This window comes from Flavimarina sp. Hel_I_48 (genome assembly GCF_000733945.1).
GTDB lineage: Bacteria > Bacteroidota > Bacteroidia > Flavobacteriales > Flavobacteriaceae > Leeuwenhoekiella.
This window is the reverse complement of sequence record NZ_JPOL01000002.1, coordinates 3,266,422-3,284,973: the sequence shown is the minus strand read 5'-3', so window position 1 is coordinate 3,284,973 and position 18,552 is coordinate 3,266,422. Positions and strand designations below refer to the sequence as shown.

Below are 18,552 nucleotides of genomic sequence, written 5' to 3'. Positions count from 1 at the left end.
TACAGATGTGCGTATTTGCTTATTCTACAAATTACTTGTCCCACCATACTTTAGTATTAAGGTCGTCTGTGCCCATTCTAGAGACTGCTTCATTGAGATTGCTGGTGTTTGTGGCAACTTCTGAATTTGGATACGTGAGTCTGTTGATGAAATCGCCGGTAATATCCTGGGAAGGATAGGGATTCGGAGTCAAAATAGGATATCCCGTCCTTCTAAAGTTTGCAAAAGCTTCAGGTCCATTAAGGAAACATGCTACCCAGTACTGCGTGCCAATTTGCTGCATGGCATCTGCCGGATTAAATGGATTATTTGTGAGATAGGAATTTATATCTGCCGCAGGTATTTCTGAATCTACATGATATTGAACCATCAATTCCATGTGCGCCCTGATGCCTGTATTATAGTAATCTGCCGGGTTGCCCGAAACCCATCCTCTCACTGCTGCCTCAGCAAGTAATAACTGCGTCTGGGCATGCGTTATGATAAACATGGGTGCTGCCTGGCGTACTACGCGGTAACGATCAATTTGTGAGAAGGCATAAAAACTGGCAAGTCCCATATTTTCAGCAACCGCGCCAATGGTACCATTGTCATAACCCATGGGCATTCCAATCTGGTCCACCGCAGCTGTTGATCCATTTTCCTGGATCTGATCTGGGCCAGAAGTAGCATTTGTATATCTAATGGCAAGAGCACCTAATCTGGGGTCTTCGGTCTCTAACAAATAATCAACAAAAGTATCGACGAGGTATATATTATTAGCCTCTGTAGCATTAAGGAGCGCCCCGTTATCATTTAAATAATTATTATCATGTCGCACAACATAATTATCTTCATTACCCCTCATAACTCCGGCAGCAAAGGCTTCTCGAACTATTTCTTCGGCAAGGGCAGGATCTACTTCTGAAAGGTGCATTCCCACCCTTAGTAAAAGTGAATTCCCGAACCTTCTCCACTTTCCTGTATCTCCTGCATACATGACCTCTCCTGTTTCTACCATTGCTGATGCATTGAGACCTGCCACAGCTTCTCTGACTTCTTTTATCAAGTCTTTGTAAATAGCCTCTTGCGCATCATATTTAGGCAGCACAATCTGGTCATAAATTCCCTTACCGGCTTCAAAATAGGGTATATCGCCATATTCATCCGTAAGTATCATAAAGGTAAGGGCTTTTACAAGGCGGGTAATATTTTTAAGGTTGGGGCGTGAAGGGGCTCCTTCCTGCTCCAACTGACCAAGTATATCCCCTGTGTTCTTAATAACATTCTCATAATATTTTACCCAGTGGTCATCGGTTACGTCCCGGTTATCCTGATTGTAGTTTGCACCAGTCAACACACCAGAGTTGGGCGACACTATCTGCTGTACCACACCCATATCATAGATTAACTGCGCATTTGAAAAAGAAGTGTTTATTATGGCGCTATTCAATAAAAATACCGGATCTACACTGGTACTTGTAGGATCTACAGAATTAGTGTTTATCTCTTCAAAATCATCCTGACACGATAAGGTCATAAGGACCAAAGTAATTAAGAACCAACTGTTATATATTTTTTTCATGATCTTTTCTTTAAAATTTACAGTTTAGGTTAAAGCCAATACTTCTCGTTGTGGGTACACCCGTAGATTCAAGACCAGATACATTGTCTGAGCTATAGCCAAAAGAATCCGGATCTATATTGGGAACCCATTTTTTAATAATGAAAAGATTGTTGGCAAACACATTTAGGGTAACGGATTGCAAGGGCGAATCTTCAGGTATGAACTGACGGAAATTGTAACCGACAGATAATTGCCTGAACTTCCAGAATCCGCTATTGTATACAATGGGCTCTATAAGTTGCTGGGATCGTACGACCTCCCAATAGGTCTGTGAGGGTGTGGCGACCGTATTGGGCTGACCAGCTTCATTGACACCTTCGCCTATTACACCATTTTCCCTTCCTGGAAGTGTTATTTTGTGAAGTCCATGTCTTACCGCATTGAAGTTAGTACCAGATATCATCTTACCACCCAACTTAAAGTCTATTAGAAAAGAGGCGTTAAAATCCTTGTACCTAAACGTATTGGTTATACCTCCTACCCATCGAGGCAGTGCGCTGCCAAAATATACAATCTCATCTGTCCTGAGCGGTCGCCCATCGGTACCAAATATTTGTCTGCCCTGATCATCCTTCTTGTAGCCAAAACCAGCCAACTGCCCTATTTCCTCGCCTACAACCTGAAATAAAAATCCATTAAAGGCATGTGTTCCTACCAGGATACTCTCCCCCGGCGTATTGGTCAACAAGCTGACTACCTTGGTTTTGTTATAGGAATTGTTAAGGGTGATATCCCACTGAAAATCATCGCTTTTAAATGGAACCAGCGTTAAAAGCGCTTCAACACCATCACTGCGGCTCTCACCACTATTGATAAGCGTACTCACAAAACCTGAAGTGTTTGATATTTGCGCAGGTATGATCTGGTCAAAAGTACTTTTACGATAGACACTCAAGTCAAGGTTTACCCTGCTCTTAAACATACGAATGTCTAATCCCAACTCCGTTTCTGTAACGCGTGCCGGTTTTAGGTTTGTATTAGGCAAGGTGCTTGTATTTGCTCCCGCCACAGGTTGTAGTTGACCATCAGGATTTGCGAAGAAATTCGTATTAATGTTGTAGAATAACGTGTTTGAATAGGGAGGGACATCTGTATCACTACCTACTTCTGCATAAGCCGCCCTCAACTTACCAAAACTCAACCAATCGCTGTTCAAGTTGTTTGAAAAAACATAACTAGCTGATAATGAAGGATACAATATACTTCTATTTGCTGGGGAAAGCGTTGAGAACCAGTCATTACGTAAGGTTCCGGTTAAATATAAAGTCTCTTTAAAAGAGAGGTCAACGGAGCCATATAGTGAATTGACTGCCCTTTCTGATAAGGCATAGATGGGATCCTTGACACGGCCATTCTGTACGGTATACAGATCCCGTATTACAAAATTTGTAACGTTTACCCTGTTTAAGTCTGACCTACGGTATAATCTGTTTCCGCCAAAAAGGACAGCCAGACCAAAATCATCACTTAAGTCTGTATCCGCTGAAAATAAAAAGTCAACGTTAGTTTCCCTAAACCTACGCACTTCCTGAGTGTAGGTACCATTCACAAAACCTTCGGGCGCTGGTCCCTGAGCAGCTTGTCCCGTGGGGAAACCGTTGTAATCCTGAGCCCTAGACCAGTAATCCTGTCCTACCCTGACTTGTCCAAATAACCAGGGAAGAAAATTATATTTAAGGGAGGCATTACCAAAAACACGGTCCCTGTTTATGGTGTTGAACTGCTCACTAAGCGTAAAATATGGATTGGTCCTATTTCTAAACCGGGAGTAAACATATTCATCGCCATTCTCGTCAAATTTATTGGCATCCAGCAGATCAAGAGGCATGGAGTTGGCCAGATTATAAAGGGATACTGAAATGGTATTATCCTGTTGACCTACGTTAGGAGGATTGATATTGCTCTCATTTGAGTAATTTATACTTGTAGCAAAAGAAAGCTTATCTGTAAGGTTATAATTTCCTGCCAGACTTACATTTATCCTTTCAAATTTATTGTTTGGCGTGATACCGGTGCTTTCCAGGTTAGAAAGGGAAAGATTAAACCCTCCATTCTCACCGTTTCCGGAAAGGGATATGGAATTGGTAATATCCAGTCCCTGACGGTAGAATTTTCTGATTCTATCATGAACAGGCACATAGGGCACTTCGATACCATCAAACAAAATCTGGGTCATGCCCGGCTCAAAACGTTCTCCAAAAGACCATTGCCCTGAGGTAGGATTAGGAGACGTAGGCCGCACACCATTTTCCCCCTGCCCATATTCATATTGATAATCAGTAAAGTCAAGAGGATTTTGATTGGCCATACTTATCGTATAACTTACCCCTATTCCCTGCCCTGATCCTCCGGTCTTCGTTGTGATCATAATAACACCATCTTTTGCACGTGAACCGTACAATGCGGCACCTGTCGCTCCTTTTAGGATTGTCATACTTTCAATATCATCTGGATTTATACTTGAAAAACCATCCCCACCGTCTGAAGTTACACCTCCACTGTTTGTTCCCAGTTCACCACTGCTGCTTCCTATACTGGTCCCAAAGCTTGAATTGTCTATAGGAACACCATTGACAACTATTAATGGATTATTAGTTCCCGATATGGAAGATTGACCACGTATGCGCACTTTTGAAGATCCCCCTGGACCCGTACTCAAACCAGAAATATTTACACCGGCCACTTTTCCCTGTAGGGAGTTCATAAAGTTTGAAGAACGGTTAACATTGACCTCCTCTGCCTCAACCGAAGCTACGGCATACCCCAGCTTTCTGGTTTCCTGTTTAATTCCCAGCGCAGTAACTACAACCTCATCCAGGTTTTGTGTATCCTCTGTCATAATAACATCTAGGGAACCCGCATCTGGTACAGAAACCTCCTTAGTCGCAAAACCAACAAAACTGAAAATCAAAGCGGCATTTGCCTGACTGAGATTTATAGAATATTTACCGTCAAAATCTGTGGCAGTACCATTTGTAGTATTTTTTTCAACTACGGAAACCCCAGGAATAGGCATTCCATTGTTATCGGTTACGGTACCTGAAACATTTTGTTGGAAAACAGCGCTAGCGTTACTGTCTCTGGAATCCTTATTGGGTAGTGTAGGCTTTAGTTTAAGTACTATTTGATTTCCGCGAAATACAAAGTCAATCGTTGAATCCTTAAAGAGTATAGCAAGTACCTCGTCTAGCGGCATATTCTCTACTCTTATGGACTTTGTTATAGAGGTGTCTATTTTATTGATATCGTAGAGAAATTTAAAATCTGTGGTAGATTCTATTTTTTCCATAATCCTTATCATCTGGACATTCTCAAGCTGAAAGGACACTTTTTGCTTTTGCGATAACGATTTCGCTTGAAGGGAAAAAAGGGTCACTAAGGATAATAAAATAAAAAGTCTCGCTTTTAAGCTAAAATTAGTTGAAGGGGATACGAATATTCCTATAGATTGGTAGTTTTTCATCACATATAGTTGATTATTGGTTTATCTCTATGTATATAATCATAAAGCGCTATTGGTTTGTAACAGGGTACCCCCTATCATCCTTTTGTTTCATAGGCATTGCATTTTTAGTGTTGTTCGTAGAATGGTGAATGTGTACTGAATCCCCATTAATATCGTAAGTAAATGGGGTCTCAATTTTAAATGTTTCCAATACCTCTTCAATAGTTTCTTTTTCAAAGGTGGCGGTAAAGACCCTTTTGTCCAGTTCTCTATAATCATTTTTGATTTTGACACCGTAATGGCGCTGCAGCCGTTGAATTATGGCAGAAAACGCCACCTCTCGCATAACAAGTTTGCCCTCTTTCCAGGCTGTGTAAAGTGTAGTATCCACTTTTTCCAGACTTGGTTTTTTATCCGCTGTGTTCCATTCTGCTTTAAAACCTGAAGAGAGCAATGTGGCATCCTCTTTTTCATATGGAGTTCCCGCTTCATAGAGTTGTACAGCCCCTTCAACAAGTACCGCGCTTTGGTGCATATCTTCAGGATAGGCGCTCACATTGAAACTGGTGCCTAAAACCCTTATTGCCATAGAGCCGGAAGTAACTATGAAAGGACTTTCAGCGTCTTTATGTACATCAAAAAAAGCTTCACCGCTAAGGGTGACTTCCCTATATTTTCCTTTGCTGAACTGCGTGGGAAACTTTAATGATGATCCCGAATTTAAATGAACCAGCGTACTGTCTGAAAGTAAGATTTGAAATTTTTTACCGTTGGGAATAGTAATTGTATTGTATTCAATACTTGAATTGTTAGCAATCCCCTCATTTTCTGTATAATCGAGAACCGCGCCCTCTTTTTTACCCAACACTTGTCCATTAGTATTCACGATGGAAGAAGTACCCTGTGGGGAAAGTGTTTGTATTCTCCCGCTGCCCATTTCAAGGGTTATTCCGTTTACTGTTGTTTTCTCAACGGTATCCGTAAGACGGTTTGAATTATTGAAGTATAAAAACCCACCTAAAATAAATACAAAAACCGCAGCATATCTCCATAAACTGCGCTTGGGCTTTATGGGTTGTTTATTTAATTCTTTCTTATCTAAAGTAGCATTGATTTTTTTCCAGGCCTCATTCGCATCAAGTTCGGTGATATCAGGAATAGATCCATTGGAAGATATATATTCTTTGAGCCTATAGTAAGTTCTGATATTATTCTTATTTGCAAAGAGCCAATGCTGAAATAGAATTTCTTCCTCAACCTGAAGCGCTCCTCGTAACCTTTTTAGAATAATTTTTACTATCAAAATCTTTACTATTTTAAGAGATAAAAGACCTCTTTTAGTAAAGACTCAAAATATCACATTGAGGGTAGTCAATTATTCAAAAAATATACAAATTAATTATTTATATAATAATTAACAGCACACTATAGTAAACATCCCTTAAGTTTATACGTAAAATTTTGAAAGAAGTTTTTAGATGATATTTTACTGTATTTACGGTAATACCCAATATTTCGGCAGCATTCTCGTATTTCAAACCCTCTAACACGCAAAGTTTAAATACTTTTTGATTTTTATCTGGCAGCGAGTAAATTTCCTTTAAAACCTTTTCTGATATTTCCCTTTGAATAATATTATTCTCAAAAGAAGGGGTTTCCGTACCCAGATAACCAATAGGAATGGTCTTTTTTTGCTTTTTGATCCTTGTGAGGCTCTCATTACGTACCGCAGTGAAGATATAACTCTTCATATTATTGCAGGAAGCATACGTATCATTCTGTAGCAGTTTAATAAAAATATTCTGCACCACATCTTTGGCATCATCCAGATCTTTTACATAACTGAAGGATAATAGACACCACTCCTGATAATGTTTTGTAAACATTTCCTCTAAGACCGTAGTATCCTTTTTCTTCATAATCTTAGATTTTTAGTGGATCGCATCACAAAAAGATTATTTTTTATGATAATATAATTGTTGGTTTTACATTTTTAAATCACAACAAGGTATTAATAACTTAATATTTTTGCAAAAAAATAAGTTAACAAAAATAAATTAACGCTATAATTGCGTATTTGATAATCTACAATAATCTGTATAGGAATGGATAATGCGATTGGAAAATTATTCTTTAGCTTTTATTCAGATCTAATGAATGCGCTAAATCCTAATCCAAAATATTTAACCTGTTTGCACAATGTATATTGCTATTCCAACTATTTGAATGTAGAGCGAAAAAACAAATATTAATAGATAAAAAAGCTCCAAAAATGATCGAAAAACGCTCTAAAACCTCAAAATATTAGCCATAATTTAAGTGTGGTAGAAGAAAGCCATATAATATCGCTAATCCTAAAATATATTCTTATCGTATAGTAAGCAAATGTTTCTTATAGTGTTCTGTCAATTACCCGATAATTTCAGCTTTTGACCTTTCTAGCGTGTAATTAACAAATGCATTGATCCCAAATTCCCATTTTGGAATTTTATCTGCATAATTTACCCAATTGGTTAATTTACCTAATTTAGGAGAGGCTATGGTAACTTTATCTTGAAGTTTATGCGTAAAGCCTAATCCCTTTTCTCCCCGATCTAAAGTAGGAGCGAACATCGTTCCGCAAAAAAGAACAAAGCCATCAGGATATTGATGATGTTCACTTATGACCTGGGCGACCAATTCTTCAGGGGATCTACTAATCTGACCCATATCACTTGTATCCTCAAGAGAAAATCCATCTTCCCCCTCTATTCTCAGGGAAACTTTAGATTCTTTGACATCCTCAAGCGTAAATGTATCATCAAACATTCTATAGAGTGGCCCTATGGCACAAGATCCGTTTTGATCTTTCGCCTCCCCTAAAAGCAAGGCGCTTCGACCTTCAAAATCCCTGAGATTTACATCATTACCTAGTGTAGCACCCATTATTTCTCCCTTATTGGAAACGGTAAGTACAATTTCTGGTTCTGGATTGTTCCAGTAGGAATCTTTATGAATTCCTATTTCTGCCCCATAACCAACGGAAGAAAAGGGCTGGCTCTTGGTAAATACTTCAGCATCTGGCCCTATACCTACTTCCAGATATTGTGACCAGATTCCCCTTTTCTGTAATTCTTCCTTTAATTGAACAGCGTTAGGAGAGCCTGGTTTTACATGATTTAGACTAGCTCCTATAGTTGAGGTAATCTCATTCCTCAACTGCATGGCTAGTTTTGGTTCACCCTTTGCTTTTTCTTCTATAACACGTTCCAGTAGGCTTTTTATAAAGGTCACACCACAAGCTTTGATAGCCTGTGTATCGTTTGGAGCCAATAAAAAGGGTTTATCCATATCCCGTTTATCATACAATGAATTCTCAAGGACTTCCTCCAGGTTACAGAGTTTATTAATCTTGCGATCTTCGGTATTTAAAAAATTTTTATAAGATGGCGTATTGATAAGTTCGCTGGTAGATTTAAAATAAAAGGAGAGATCATATACTTCGCCCTTATGAACCCACACCGTATGCGGACCTGCAATATTTTTAAAAGCGGCGTTTTTTGGAACGTGACATCTACCTATCCAAGTACCTTCACTTCCCATTATAGGAATAATCGTTTCTAATATCATTGTATTTCTGTTGGTTGAATAATAACTGTGCTATAATCCTATTTTTCATTCATTCAGACCTTCGCTAAATAAAAAAACTCCTTACTACACCATTTTAATCATCTCTGTAGGATAAAAATTTAATGGGGTTATTTATACTATGGCAATTAGTTTGAAGTTTTATACCTGGGGGCTATACTACTAACATAAGGACACCTAACAATTTTAATATGTCGTCGCTATGGTACAAAACGCACATTTATGAAAATTAAAATATTTATAGACTCATTGATTAAATTTGAATAAATTTAATAAAAATCTTATCAATATTTTTACAAATTGCTAATTAGTCTATCAGATATGATTTTAAAGAAACACGGTTTATTAATATTTATTTTTTGGGATTTTTAAACACTATGGTTTGTTTTATATAAAATTTGGAACACTTTTATTTTAAGCATTCAGTGTTTTTTTTTTCATCTTCACATGTGGCATATTGCACATCATTTTTTATGATACTATTTTCTTCACCTTTCCTTTAATCGATATGTTTCGTGATGAGCATATTCTATTGTCGTGAAGGATCTTCATAAAGAAAATGTCATTTATGGCGATTTTACCCCTATTGATTTTAATATGAGATAATCATTTACAAGAGCGCTCTATAATATAAAATCAGTTTCCAAGTTTTAGTTAACTTTATATCTAACCCCAAATACATTAATTATGACTATTAGCAACATTGTTTGGATTATAATCGCTCTGATCCTAGTGGCATTGATCATTAAAGAGAATCGTGAAATGGCAATGATCAAAGCCGAACTCGATTTACAACAAGATTCTGAGGACAATTCAATAGATGACATTCAAAAAAAGCCGCAGATTTAGTACACAAATAAACGATAAAACACTCTTTATTGTTAAGTAAAAGCTAAAATATATGTTCGTATTTAAATCATTTACAATTGTTTACAGTGTAATTTTAGCACTAACGTTTTGAGTATCTCTCGGTAATTCTGTGAAAAATTAGAGCATTACTTTATAGGTCTAAATTACTTGTCATAGGATATTATTGTAGATTATCCTATACATCAAAATTTTAGGGAATCTTTGCTTTGATTATTTTTAATTGGGATTTATCTATATGAATTTTAAATATAGCCAGACCCTTAAAATATAAAACCACTCAATTTGTAAGAATTGCGTGGTTTTATATTTTATAATGTAGCATTTTAAAGACTATAGCCCGAGCTCATTAATCTACACATATTTTTGTATATTTTTAAGATATAGCTCAGCGCTTAATTTTAAGATTACAGTGAGCCATATATTTCGTATTAAAAAAATCAATCGCATAAAAGTAATTACGGATATATGAAAAAACATACTACCCTTTACCTATCATAATTTACATACTATATATACAAATTATTCATTGTTTAAATCACTAAAATAATTGTCTTTGGAATAATCTGTGAATTTCTTCCTTAATTTTTAAAAAATTAACAAACATAGAGTTCAATTTTGAATTTTTCATTTCGGCTAATGGTCCCCGTCGCAAATATTTTTTTATTCATCCATTTCTATATTTGCCATCTTATTTTAAAATTTCAAAATAAACATCATTTAGAAATTCAATTGTCAAAACCTTTTGTACTGAATTATCATTTCTTCTATTGAATTAGTAGCAACTAGATTTCATCTAGCCAATATTCTTATCACACGTACTTTAATTTTTATAATATAAAAGAGTTTCGCCTAATCGAGAAGTTAAGTCCTCATTAAAATTTGATTTTAAGGGTCATAAAGATAAATTTTATCGATTTTTTAAAATGTCTGTAATGGCATCAAATCATTACGAAACCTACCTACTTTATAGAGATGTTGAAAGATCTTAAAATATTTAGTGGATTTGTATATTTTATGACCTGGCACGGCAGAACGCAGATCATTAATGCCCTTTAAACCTTCTTTAGAATTAGGTGCTACTTTTGAAAAATAAAATTTTTATAAGTCCAAATTTTATAAATATCAATTTCGCTCGTGAAAAAAGTGCTGATACCTATTTTGTTTTTCTGTATTGCGCAATTCTCCCATGCGCAAGAAATCAGCCTAAGTTATTTTTTAAGCCAGGCAAAACAGAACAATGATTCACTTTTAAATACGGTAAATCTCGAAAATATAGGGGAACTCCGGAAGCAGATGATCATTGCCCAGAACAGGCTACCACAAATGGATGCCCTTGCAGATGTCCTGGTAGCCCCCTATTTTGATAGTAGAAAGGTTGTTGATATTACTACCAATCCTTCCGAGTATGCCTATGGCTATGATGTAGGCATTACCAATGGCGGTCTTTACGCAGCGCAGGTTCGGGTAACCCAACAACTTTTTAACAGATCCATCACAAATAACCTGTTGTTTCAACAAATGGTGCGCAATGGGGCACTGGCACTGAACTACAAAGAGGTATATCACAACCTGAAGAATAATTTGATTGCCCTCTACGTTACCGCCTATGGATATCAGTTACAGGAAAAGCTCAATCAGCAACTTGTTGACGATCTGCAGATAAGACTCAAGGTGATCGGGATCTTGGTCAAGAATGGTATTTTATTGCAGAGCGACTACCTGCTTTTACAGGTAACCATTGACCAAACTAGGATAATCATTGGACAGTTTCGCAATAGTCTGAGGGAAACCGAAAGACAGCTCTACGCCCTGAGTTCGGCCCCAATTGAGATGGGTATAAATCTTTCTGAACCAAAACTGGTAATTGAACCCAGTTCTGAACATTTTTTTTACCAGGCACGCTTTACTAATGATAGCCTTCAGATTGAGGCTGACAGGGAAGTGTTTAACAACAAGTACAGACCCCAGGTCTCCGCTTTTGCCGATGCCGGTCTCAATGCGGTGCAGATCCCAAATATTTACCATAAGGTCGGGGCGAGTGCAGGATTGCAATTTACACTTCCCTTATTTGACGGGCACCAGAGGCGTATAAATTCCCAAATGAGCCTTATAAAACAAGAGAACATACAAAACACCCTTGAAAATAACCGGACGGTCAAGAAAAATAATTTGCAGAGCCTAACCGATCAGATCGCTTTCCAGGAACAGAATCTGAAACTTATGAAACAGCAGTTGAAAAATCAGGATGTCGTTCGCAAACTCTACAGGGATAAACTGGTACGGGGGCAGGTCTCGGTGATCGATTACCTGAACGTGGTGCAGAATTACAGGTCGGCGGAGAGTACACGCATACAGATGCAGGTAAACCTCTGGCTCCTACAAAATCAATATGAATATATAAACTGGTGATATGAGGCTTTTAAATTCGATGGGGTTTATCCCTCTTCTGAGTATTATGCTCCTTTTCATGGTCTCCTGTAATGACGGTAACGGTACCCCGCCCCTTTCGGTAAAGGCAGCCATAGATGTAAGGGCAGCAACTGTGGAAGTCACCAATATAAAAGAGTACCGTGAGTACAACGGGGTCACCCAGTACCAAAAAAAAGAGAACCTGCGCAGCCAGGTCACCGGCTATGTGACCTATCTGCCCTATGGCCGCGGGGCCGGTATCCGCCGGGGAGCTACCTTTGCCACGCTACACACCAAGGAGCAGGCCGCACTTGCGGATGCCGTGAGTATTGATAGTTCCCTGGCACAATTCACAAAGCCATTGCGCATAACTTCCAATGCATCCGGCACCCTTACACAGCTCAATGTGGTAAAGGGCGATTATGTTGCCGAAGGCGATATACTGGCGGTAATAACCCAGCCCGAAACACTGGTGGTCAAAGTGAACGTTCCCTTTGATCAAAAAAAAGGTATGGCGCTGGGAACGAGGTGTCAGGTAATTTTACCAGAAGGTGCATCCGTTGATGCAAGGGTTACCGGAATGTTGCCCGTGATCGATTCCGTTGACCAGACACAGACCTTCCTTATCGCAATGCCCAATGCCAACCTGCCCGAAGGCCTCAACGTTAATGTAAGAACCATAGTAAAGCAGGACAGTACTGCACTTGCCGTTCCGCAACAGGCATTGCAGACTAATGAGCTGATGACCGATTTCTGGGTGATGAAGATCGTTGATGATTCCCTGGCAACAAAGCAAGAGGTTATCCCATTGCTGCAAAATGATTCCGTGGTACAGATCAAGTCTTCAAACGTGAAACTTGGTGATCGCGTGGTAACCGAGGGCAGCTACCAGATGCAGGATTCCACCAAGGTCAAAATCATGCGACAATGAAAAACAGGCTCAACAGTTATAAGTTCCCCCTGCTTGCCTTAGGAATACTGCTGCTTGCCGGTGGATTTTTCACCTACCAAAACCTAAAGACCGGACTTTTCCCCAATATCACCTTTCCAAAGATCAAGGTGATAGCTGATTCTGGACAACAACCGGTGGATAAGATGATGGCGGCCGTGACCATCCCCCTGGAAAATGCGTTAAGGAGAACGCAGGGGCTCAGCTACATAAGGAGCACCACTTCTAGGGGAAGTACGGAAATTTCGGTATTCCTTAACTGGGATATGGATATTGATGTTGCTCGTTCACAGATAGAATCTTTTATTGGCCAAGCCAAAGGGGACATTTTGCCCAACACCAATTTTTCGGTCGAAAAAATGAACCCTTCCATACTTCCGGTTATGGGCTATTCGCTGGAAGGTGACTTGTCTCAGGTCGATCTGAAGGTAATTGCCAAATATCAAGTGCGACCCTATTTAAGTGCCACCCCAGGAGTGTCGGACGTTGCTATCATTGGCGGAAAGGACAAAGAATACCAGATCATACTGAAACCGGAAATCCTAAAAAACCTGGGAATAAGCCCCACTACTGTTCAAAATGCGGTTACAAATTCAAATATCATTCAATCAGATGGTTACCTTATCGATTACAACCGGATGTACCTTACCCTCACCGATAATTCGGTCAAAGGGCTCAAAGACTTAGAGAATCTGGTCATCAAGAATTCCGCCACACGGCTGGTTCAGCTCAAGGATATTGCCAATGTTACGGTGGCCGAGGCCAAGCAGTATACAAAAATCTTCGCCAACGGCAACAACGTGCCGCTCATAGCCATTGTCAAACAGCCCAGCGCCAACCTTATCGCGGTTAATGACAGTATTGAGAAAAAGGTTGAAGAACTGGCCAAAATACTACCAAAAACAGTAAAACTGGTACCCTATTACAAGCAGGCGAACTTTGTAAATACAAGTATCAAGAGTATCAAGGATGTACTGTGGATAGGCCTCGCACTTGCCCTCTTTGTTGTGGTAATTTTTCTTCGTTCTTTTGCATCAAGCCTTGTAGTCCTTTTTACCATACCAGTGACCCTTTCCCTTACACTGATACTCATCAATGCAGTAGGCTATACGTTCAATATCATGACGTTGGGGGCCATTGCCGCAGCCATAGGGCTGATGATCGATGATGTGGTGATCATCATTGAGCAGATCCATAAAATAAAGGAGGAGTATCCTGATAAGCCGATCGCGTGGAGCGCAGGGGAGGCCATCTCCCATCTGCTCCCTGCAATGATAGGGTCGTTCCTGAGCACGGTGGTAATCTTCATCCCCTTTGTAATGATGACCGGGGTTGCCGGGGCATACTTTAAAGTCATGGCATTTACCATGATCATTGCCCTGACCTGTTCCTTTTTTGTGACCTGGTTTATGGTCCCTGTCCTCGCAATAATGTTTTCAGGGAAAAAATCAATTGGCCACCAACATGTGCCAAGAACAAAATGGATTCACCACGTTCTGGAGAAACCGATTATCGGGATCATTTTTGCAATACTCTGTGTGGCCATCATCATAATTGTCCCCCCAAAACTGCCATCTGGTTTCCTGCCTGAAATGGATGAGGGTAGCATTGTACTGGATTTCAACAGTCCGCCGGGAACAAGCCTTGAGGAGACGGGAAGGATGCTCAATATCGTTAATGACATACTAGACAATCAGCCAGAGGTAGATGCATTTTCGGCAAGGGCTGGCGCACAGATGGGTTTCTTTATAACCGAGCCTAATCGGGGAGATTACCTTATCAAACTGAAGGAATCACGATCAAAGACTACTACTGAGGTCTCAGATGAGATCCGTACTAAGATAGAGGCAAAACTGCCCCAGCTTACCGTGGATTTTGGTCAGGTGATCGGTGATATGCTCGGTGACCTTATGAGCTCCGTTCAGCCCATTCAGATCAAACTATTTGGTGATGATAGGGCTAAATTGGAGCAGCTTTCCAAACATATAGCTTCGGAAGTGGAACAGGTCAAGGGAACCACAGACGTATTTGACGGTATCGTTATCGCGGGCCCAGAAATCGAACTTAGGCCCAAGGAAGCGGTACTGGCACAGTTTGGGCTTACCCCGGCTGATCTCCAGGTACAGCTACAGACCCAGGTCATGGGCACGGTGGTGGGAACAATGATCGATAACATAAGGGTGATCAATATCAGGATGCGCTATCCGCAAACCTATGGCACCTCTGTGAACGAACTAAAAAACACCAGGATACTGTTGCCCAAAGGCCCCAGTGTGCCAATTTTGCAACTCGCCGATGTGGTGATCAAAAAGGGCGTGGCAGAAGTGAACCGTGAAAATGAGAAGACCGTGGGCTATATTACCGCCCGTCTCAACAACCGTGACCTTGGCTCTACACTCGCAGATATAAAATCCAGGTTGGCTAGTAACGTTAGCCTACCGGCGAATTTTCATATGGAATATGGTGGCTCCTATCAAGAGCAGCAACAGGCCTTCAGGGAACTTTTGCAAATACTCATATCAGCTGTGCTATTAGTCTTTGTGGTGATCCTGTTTCTGTTTAAAAAACTTAAGGTTGCCGGGGTAATCGTACTTGTTGCGATTATGGGGGTGGCCGGTTCCATGTTGGCCCTTTTAGTGACGGGTACACCGCTCAATGTGGGCAGTTACACAGGAATCATTATGATCGTGGGAATCATTGGTGAAAATGCCATTTTTACCTACCATCAATATCAGGAGGTCGATGAATCACTTTCCCATAAGGAAAAGATTGAATATGCAATAGCCGCTCGACTTCGCCCTAAACTTATGACCGCATTTGCCGCGATTATGGCCCTTGCTCCCCTCGCTTTGGGGATTGGTGCCGGTGCGCAGTTGCATCAGCCCCTTGCCATTGCGGTGATCGGGGGAATGTCCTTTGCCCTGCCCCTGCTTCTGGTTGTTCTGCCTACAATTTTAAAATTCGTAAAGCAATAAAAGAAAATGAACACAATACTTGATTTTTTCCTTCATCTGGACACTCATCTTTTTGCCATGATCGTGGATTATGGGCCTTGGGTATATGCTATCCTTTTTTCCTTCATATTCATCGAGACCGGCCTGGTGGTAATGCCCTTCCTTCCGGGGGATTCACTACTGTTTGCCGCTGGAACATTCTGCGCTGGGGTGCAAAACAGTTCTGGGGAAACCGCAGGGCTCAGCTTATGGATCGTTGTACTTATACTTATATTAGCAGCGGTTCTGGGTGATAGCCTTAACTATTACCTCGGAAAGACTATTGGTCTGAAAATATTGAAATGGAAAGTCGCAGGAAAACAAATCGTTAATCAGAAAAGCATTGACAAGACCCGGTATTTTTTTGAAAAGCAAGGTTCGAAGGCCATAATCATTGCTCGCTTTGTACCCATTGTTAGGACATTCGCACCATTTGTAGCCGGTATTGGAGCTATGCACTATGGTAAGTTTATTCAGTTTAATATTATTGGAGGTGTTGCGTGGGTATTTTTTTTAGTCTTGACCGGCTATTTTTTTGGAAATCTTCCCTTTATAAAAAATAATTTTGAATACGTGATCCTAGGTATTGTAGTATTGTCCTTAATACCCATGGCCATTGATATTATTCGAAGTAAATCGAAGTAAAGAATAGCTTTAAGATTTGCAAAGAACTAGCAGCTAATTTGGATTTATTATCTTTATATATGAAATTTTTAATTGCGGAAGACGAAATAGAATTACAACAGGCCATCGTTAAATATCTCCAACGGGACAATCACCTGTGTGAGGTGGCCTCTGACTACCGTCAAGCCTCCGAAAAACTTGACATCTATGAATATGATATAGTGATTCTGGATATCAACCTGGTGAGCGGCAGTGGACTGGACCTGCTAAAAAAGCTTAAAAAGCAAGATAAAGATTGCGGGGTAATCATTATTTCCGCCAACAGTGCTCTTGACGATAAGTTAAAGGGACTGGATCTTGGTGCGGATGATTACCTGACAAAGCCCTTTCATCTGGCTGAGCTGAACTCACGGGTCAAAGCAATTTTGAGGCGCGGAAAGTTTGGTGGTAGCAACTCCGTAACTTTTAGGGAGATCAGGCTTGAGACCGCATCACGCACAGCTTATGTAAATGAATGTCCTATAGGCCTTACGAAGCGGGAATATGACCTGTTGCTTTTTTTTATAACAAATCAGAACCGTGTACTATCCAAGAGCATCATTGCCGAGCATCTGTGGGGAGATGACAGCGATATGTTGGACAATTTTGACTTTGTCTATGTGCATGTCAACAACCTCAGGAAAAAACTAACAAAGGTAGGGGCTAAATATCTACAAACAGCCTATGGTACCGGTTATAAATTTATGGAAGATTAAAAATATAAAACAAAATAAAACACCGTTGCTCAGAAAGGCTTCAACCACTTTTCTGTTCTCCAGCGCAGTCATTATGATCGTATCGGCGGTTGCGCTCTATATCTACACTAGTTTTTTATTGAAAGATGAGATAGAGGAAGAGCTCTTTTCTGATAAGGACCGTATTGAGCGCTTGCTCACTGATGATCCGGAACTGAAAGGCATTCCGCCCATCATGACGGTAGAAAAGGTAAACAACCCACAGGAAGAACAACTTGTGGACACCCTTATTTATGACCCATTGCAAGATGAAATCGAACTTTTTCGGCAGCTTTCGGGAACAAAGATGATCCATGGTCAGCACTACCGCGTAGCCGTGCGTGCCATGGTAATAGAATCCGAAAACATACTTTTTGCCATCGTCTTTACCTTTCTCGCCATTATATTCCTCGCCTTTGTGTTCCTGTTCTACCTCAATAGGTCACGTAACGAAAAATTATGGAAACCTTTTTTCATCAACCTTGAAAAACTTAAGGGCTTTTCCCTACAATCGGGCACAGGCCTGAACTTTATCGAGTCTAACATATTGGAATTTGACGAACTGAACCGGGAAATGAAGAGCCTTACCCAAAAGGTGAGTGCGGATTATGGCAACCTCAAGCAGTTTACCGAGGATGTGTCCCACGAGATTCAGACTCCTCTGGCTATCATGCAGGCCAAGATCGACACGCTGATCAATGACCAGGATATTTCCGAAAGACAATATGGTGAACTTTCCTCCCTACAGGACGACATACAGCGCCTCAAGCAGTTGAACAAAAGACTGAGCCTTCTGGTAAAGATTGATAACGATCAGTTTACGGCCGAGAAAATGATAGGCCTTGACCGGATCCTGATGGAAGGGATAGAGAACCTCCGGGAACTTACCGCCGTACAGATCGATCAAAATATCGAGGCAAACGTTCTTGTGAAAATAGATCCTTACCTTGCCTCGGTCCTTTTCAATAATCTTTTATCAAATGCGATCAGGCACAATATGGCCGGCCGGCCAGTAGAGGTTCACCTGACCGGGGAAAGCCTTCGCATAATGAATCATGGAGATGGGCCGCTGCATCATCCCGAACGTATATTTGAACGTTTTTATAGGGAAAGCAACCAAGTGGACTCCACCGGCCTGGGACTATCCATCGTCAAAAAAATCTGTGATTATTACGGTTTCGTTCCCAGCTATAGCTTTGTGGATGGCAATCATATATTCTATGTAAGTTTTTTGGGATAAAACAATCGATACGCCC

12 protein-coding genes are annotated in these 18,552 nt (G+C 40.3%); 7 read left to right on the top strand and 5 right to left on the bottom strand.

Going from position 1 to position 18,552, the window contains the following annotated elements:
* Positions 1-31 precede the first annotated feature (31 nt).
* From P162_RS14195 to P162_RS14175, 5 genes are all read right to left on the bottom strand, one after another.
* Complete coding sequence (locus tag P162_RS14195; protein WP_031428303.1) at positions 32-1,564, bottom strand: SusD/RagB family nutrient-binding outer membrane lipoprotein; 1,533 nt, start codon at positions 1,562-1,564, stop codon at positions 32-34.
* Between the two features lie 10 nt (positions 1,565-1,574).
* Positions 1,575-4,895 carry a SusC/RagA family TonB-linked outer membrane protein gene (locus P162_RS14190; protein ID WP_206340688.1) on the bottom strand — a complete coding sequence of 1,107 codons (3,321 nt, stop codon included), beginning with the start codon at positions 4,893-4,895 and terminating at the stop codon, positions 1,575-1,577.
* Positions 4,896-5,118: 223 nt separating this feature from the next.
* Positions 5,119-6,354, bottom strand: a complete 1,236-nt coding sequence (locus tag P162_RS14185; protein WP_031428300.1) for a FecR family protein — start codon at positions 6,352-6,354, stop codon at positions 5,119-5,121.
* A 100-nt stretch (positions 6,355-6,454) separates the two neighbouring features.
* Complete coding sequence (locus P162_RS14180) at positions 6,455-6,970, bottom strand: RNA polymerase sigma factor (RefSeq protein WP_031428299.1); 516 nt, start codon at positions 6,968-6,970, stop codon at positions 6,455-6,457.
* Between the two features lie 490 nt (positions 6,971-7,460).
* Entirely contained in the window at positions 7,461-8,660 is a 1,200-nt protein-coding gene (locus P162_RS14175) for a fumarylacetoacetate hydrolase family protein (protein WP_051907918.1), read from the bottom strand.
* A gap of 705 nt (positions 8,661-9,365) precedes the next feature.
* On the opposite strand from P162_RS14175, the gene P162_RS17735 reads away from it, so the two are divergent.
* The 7 genes from P162_RS17735 to P162_RS14145 all read left to right on the top strand — a co-directional run bounded on the left by P162_RS17735 (position 9,366) and on the right by P162_RS14145 (position 18,536).
* Positions 9,366-9,527 carry a hypothetical protein gene (locus tag P162_RS17735; RefSeq protein ID WP_164076265.1) on the top strand — a complete coding sequence of 54 codons (162 nt, stop codon included), beginning with the start codon at positions 9,366-9,368 and terminating at the stop codon, positions 9,525-9,527.
* Between the two features lie 1,155 nt (positions 9,528-10,682).
* The gene (locus P162_RS14170) at positions 10,683-11,957 is read left to right on the top strand and encodes a TolC family protein (protein ID WP_031428297.1); all 1,275 of its coding nucleotides are present in this window, start codon (positions 10,683-10,685) and stop codon (positions 11,955-11,957) included.
* Position 11,958: 1 nt separating this feature from the next.
* On the top strand, positions 11,959-12,888 hold the full coding sequence (locus P162_RS14165; protein ID WP_031428295.1) for an efflux RND transporter periplasmic adaptor subunit: 930 nt from the start codon (positions 11,959-11,961) through the stop codon (positions 12,886-12,888).
* Complete coding sequence (locus P162_RS14160) at positions 12,885-15,881, top strand: efflux RND transporter permease subunit (protein ID WP_031428293.1); 2,997 nt, start codon at positions 12,885-12,887, stop codon at positions 15,879-15,881. Before P162_RS14165 ends, P162_RS14160 begins: the two co-directional genes overlap by 4 nt.
* A 6-nt stretch (positions 15,882-15,887) precedes the next feature.
* A complete protein-coding gene (locus P162_RS14155) occupies positions 15,888-16,544 on the top strand; it encodes a VTT domain-containing protein (RefSeq protein WP_031428291.1) in 657 nt (218 codons plus the stop codon).
* Between the two features lie 59 nt (positions 16,545-16,603).
* The gene (locus P162_RS14150; protein ID WP_031428290.1) at positions 16,604-17,278 is read left to right on the top strand and encodes a response regulator transcription factor; all 675 of its coding nucleotides are present in this window, start codon (positions 16,604-16,606) and stop codon (positions 17,276-17,278) included.
* A gap of 25 nt (positions 17,279-17,303) precedes the next feature.
* Complete coding sequence (locus P162_RS14145; RefSeq protein ID WP_241077782.1) at positions 17,304-18,536, top strand: sensor histidine kinase; 1,233 nt, start codon at positions 17,304-17,306, stop codon at positions 18,534-18,536.
* Positions 18,537-18,552: the final 16 nt, after the last annotated feature.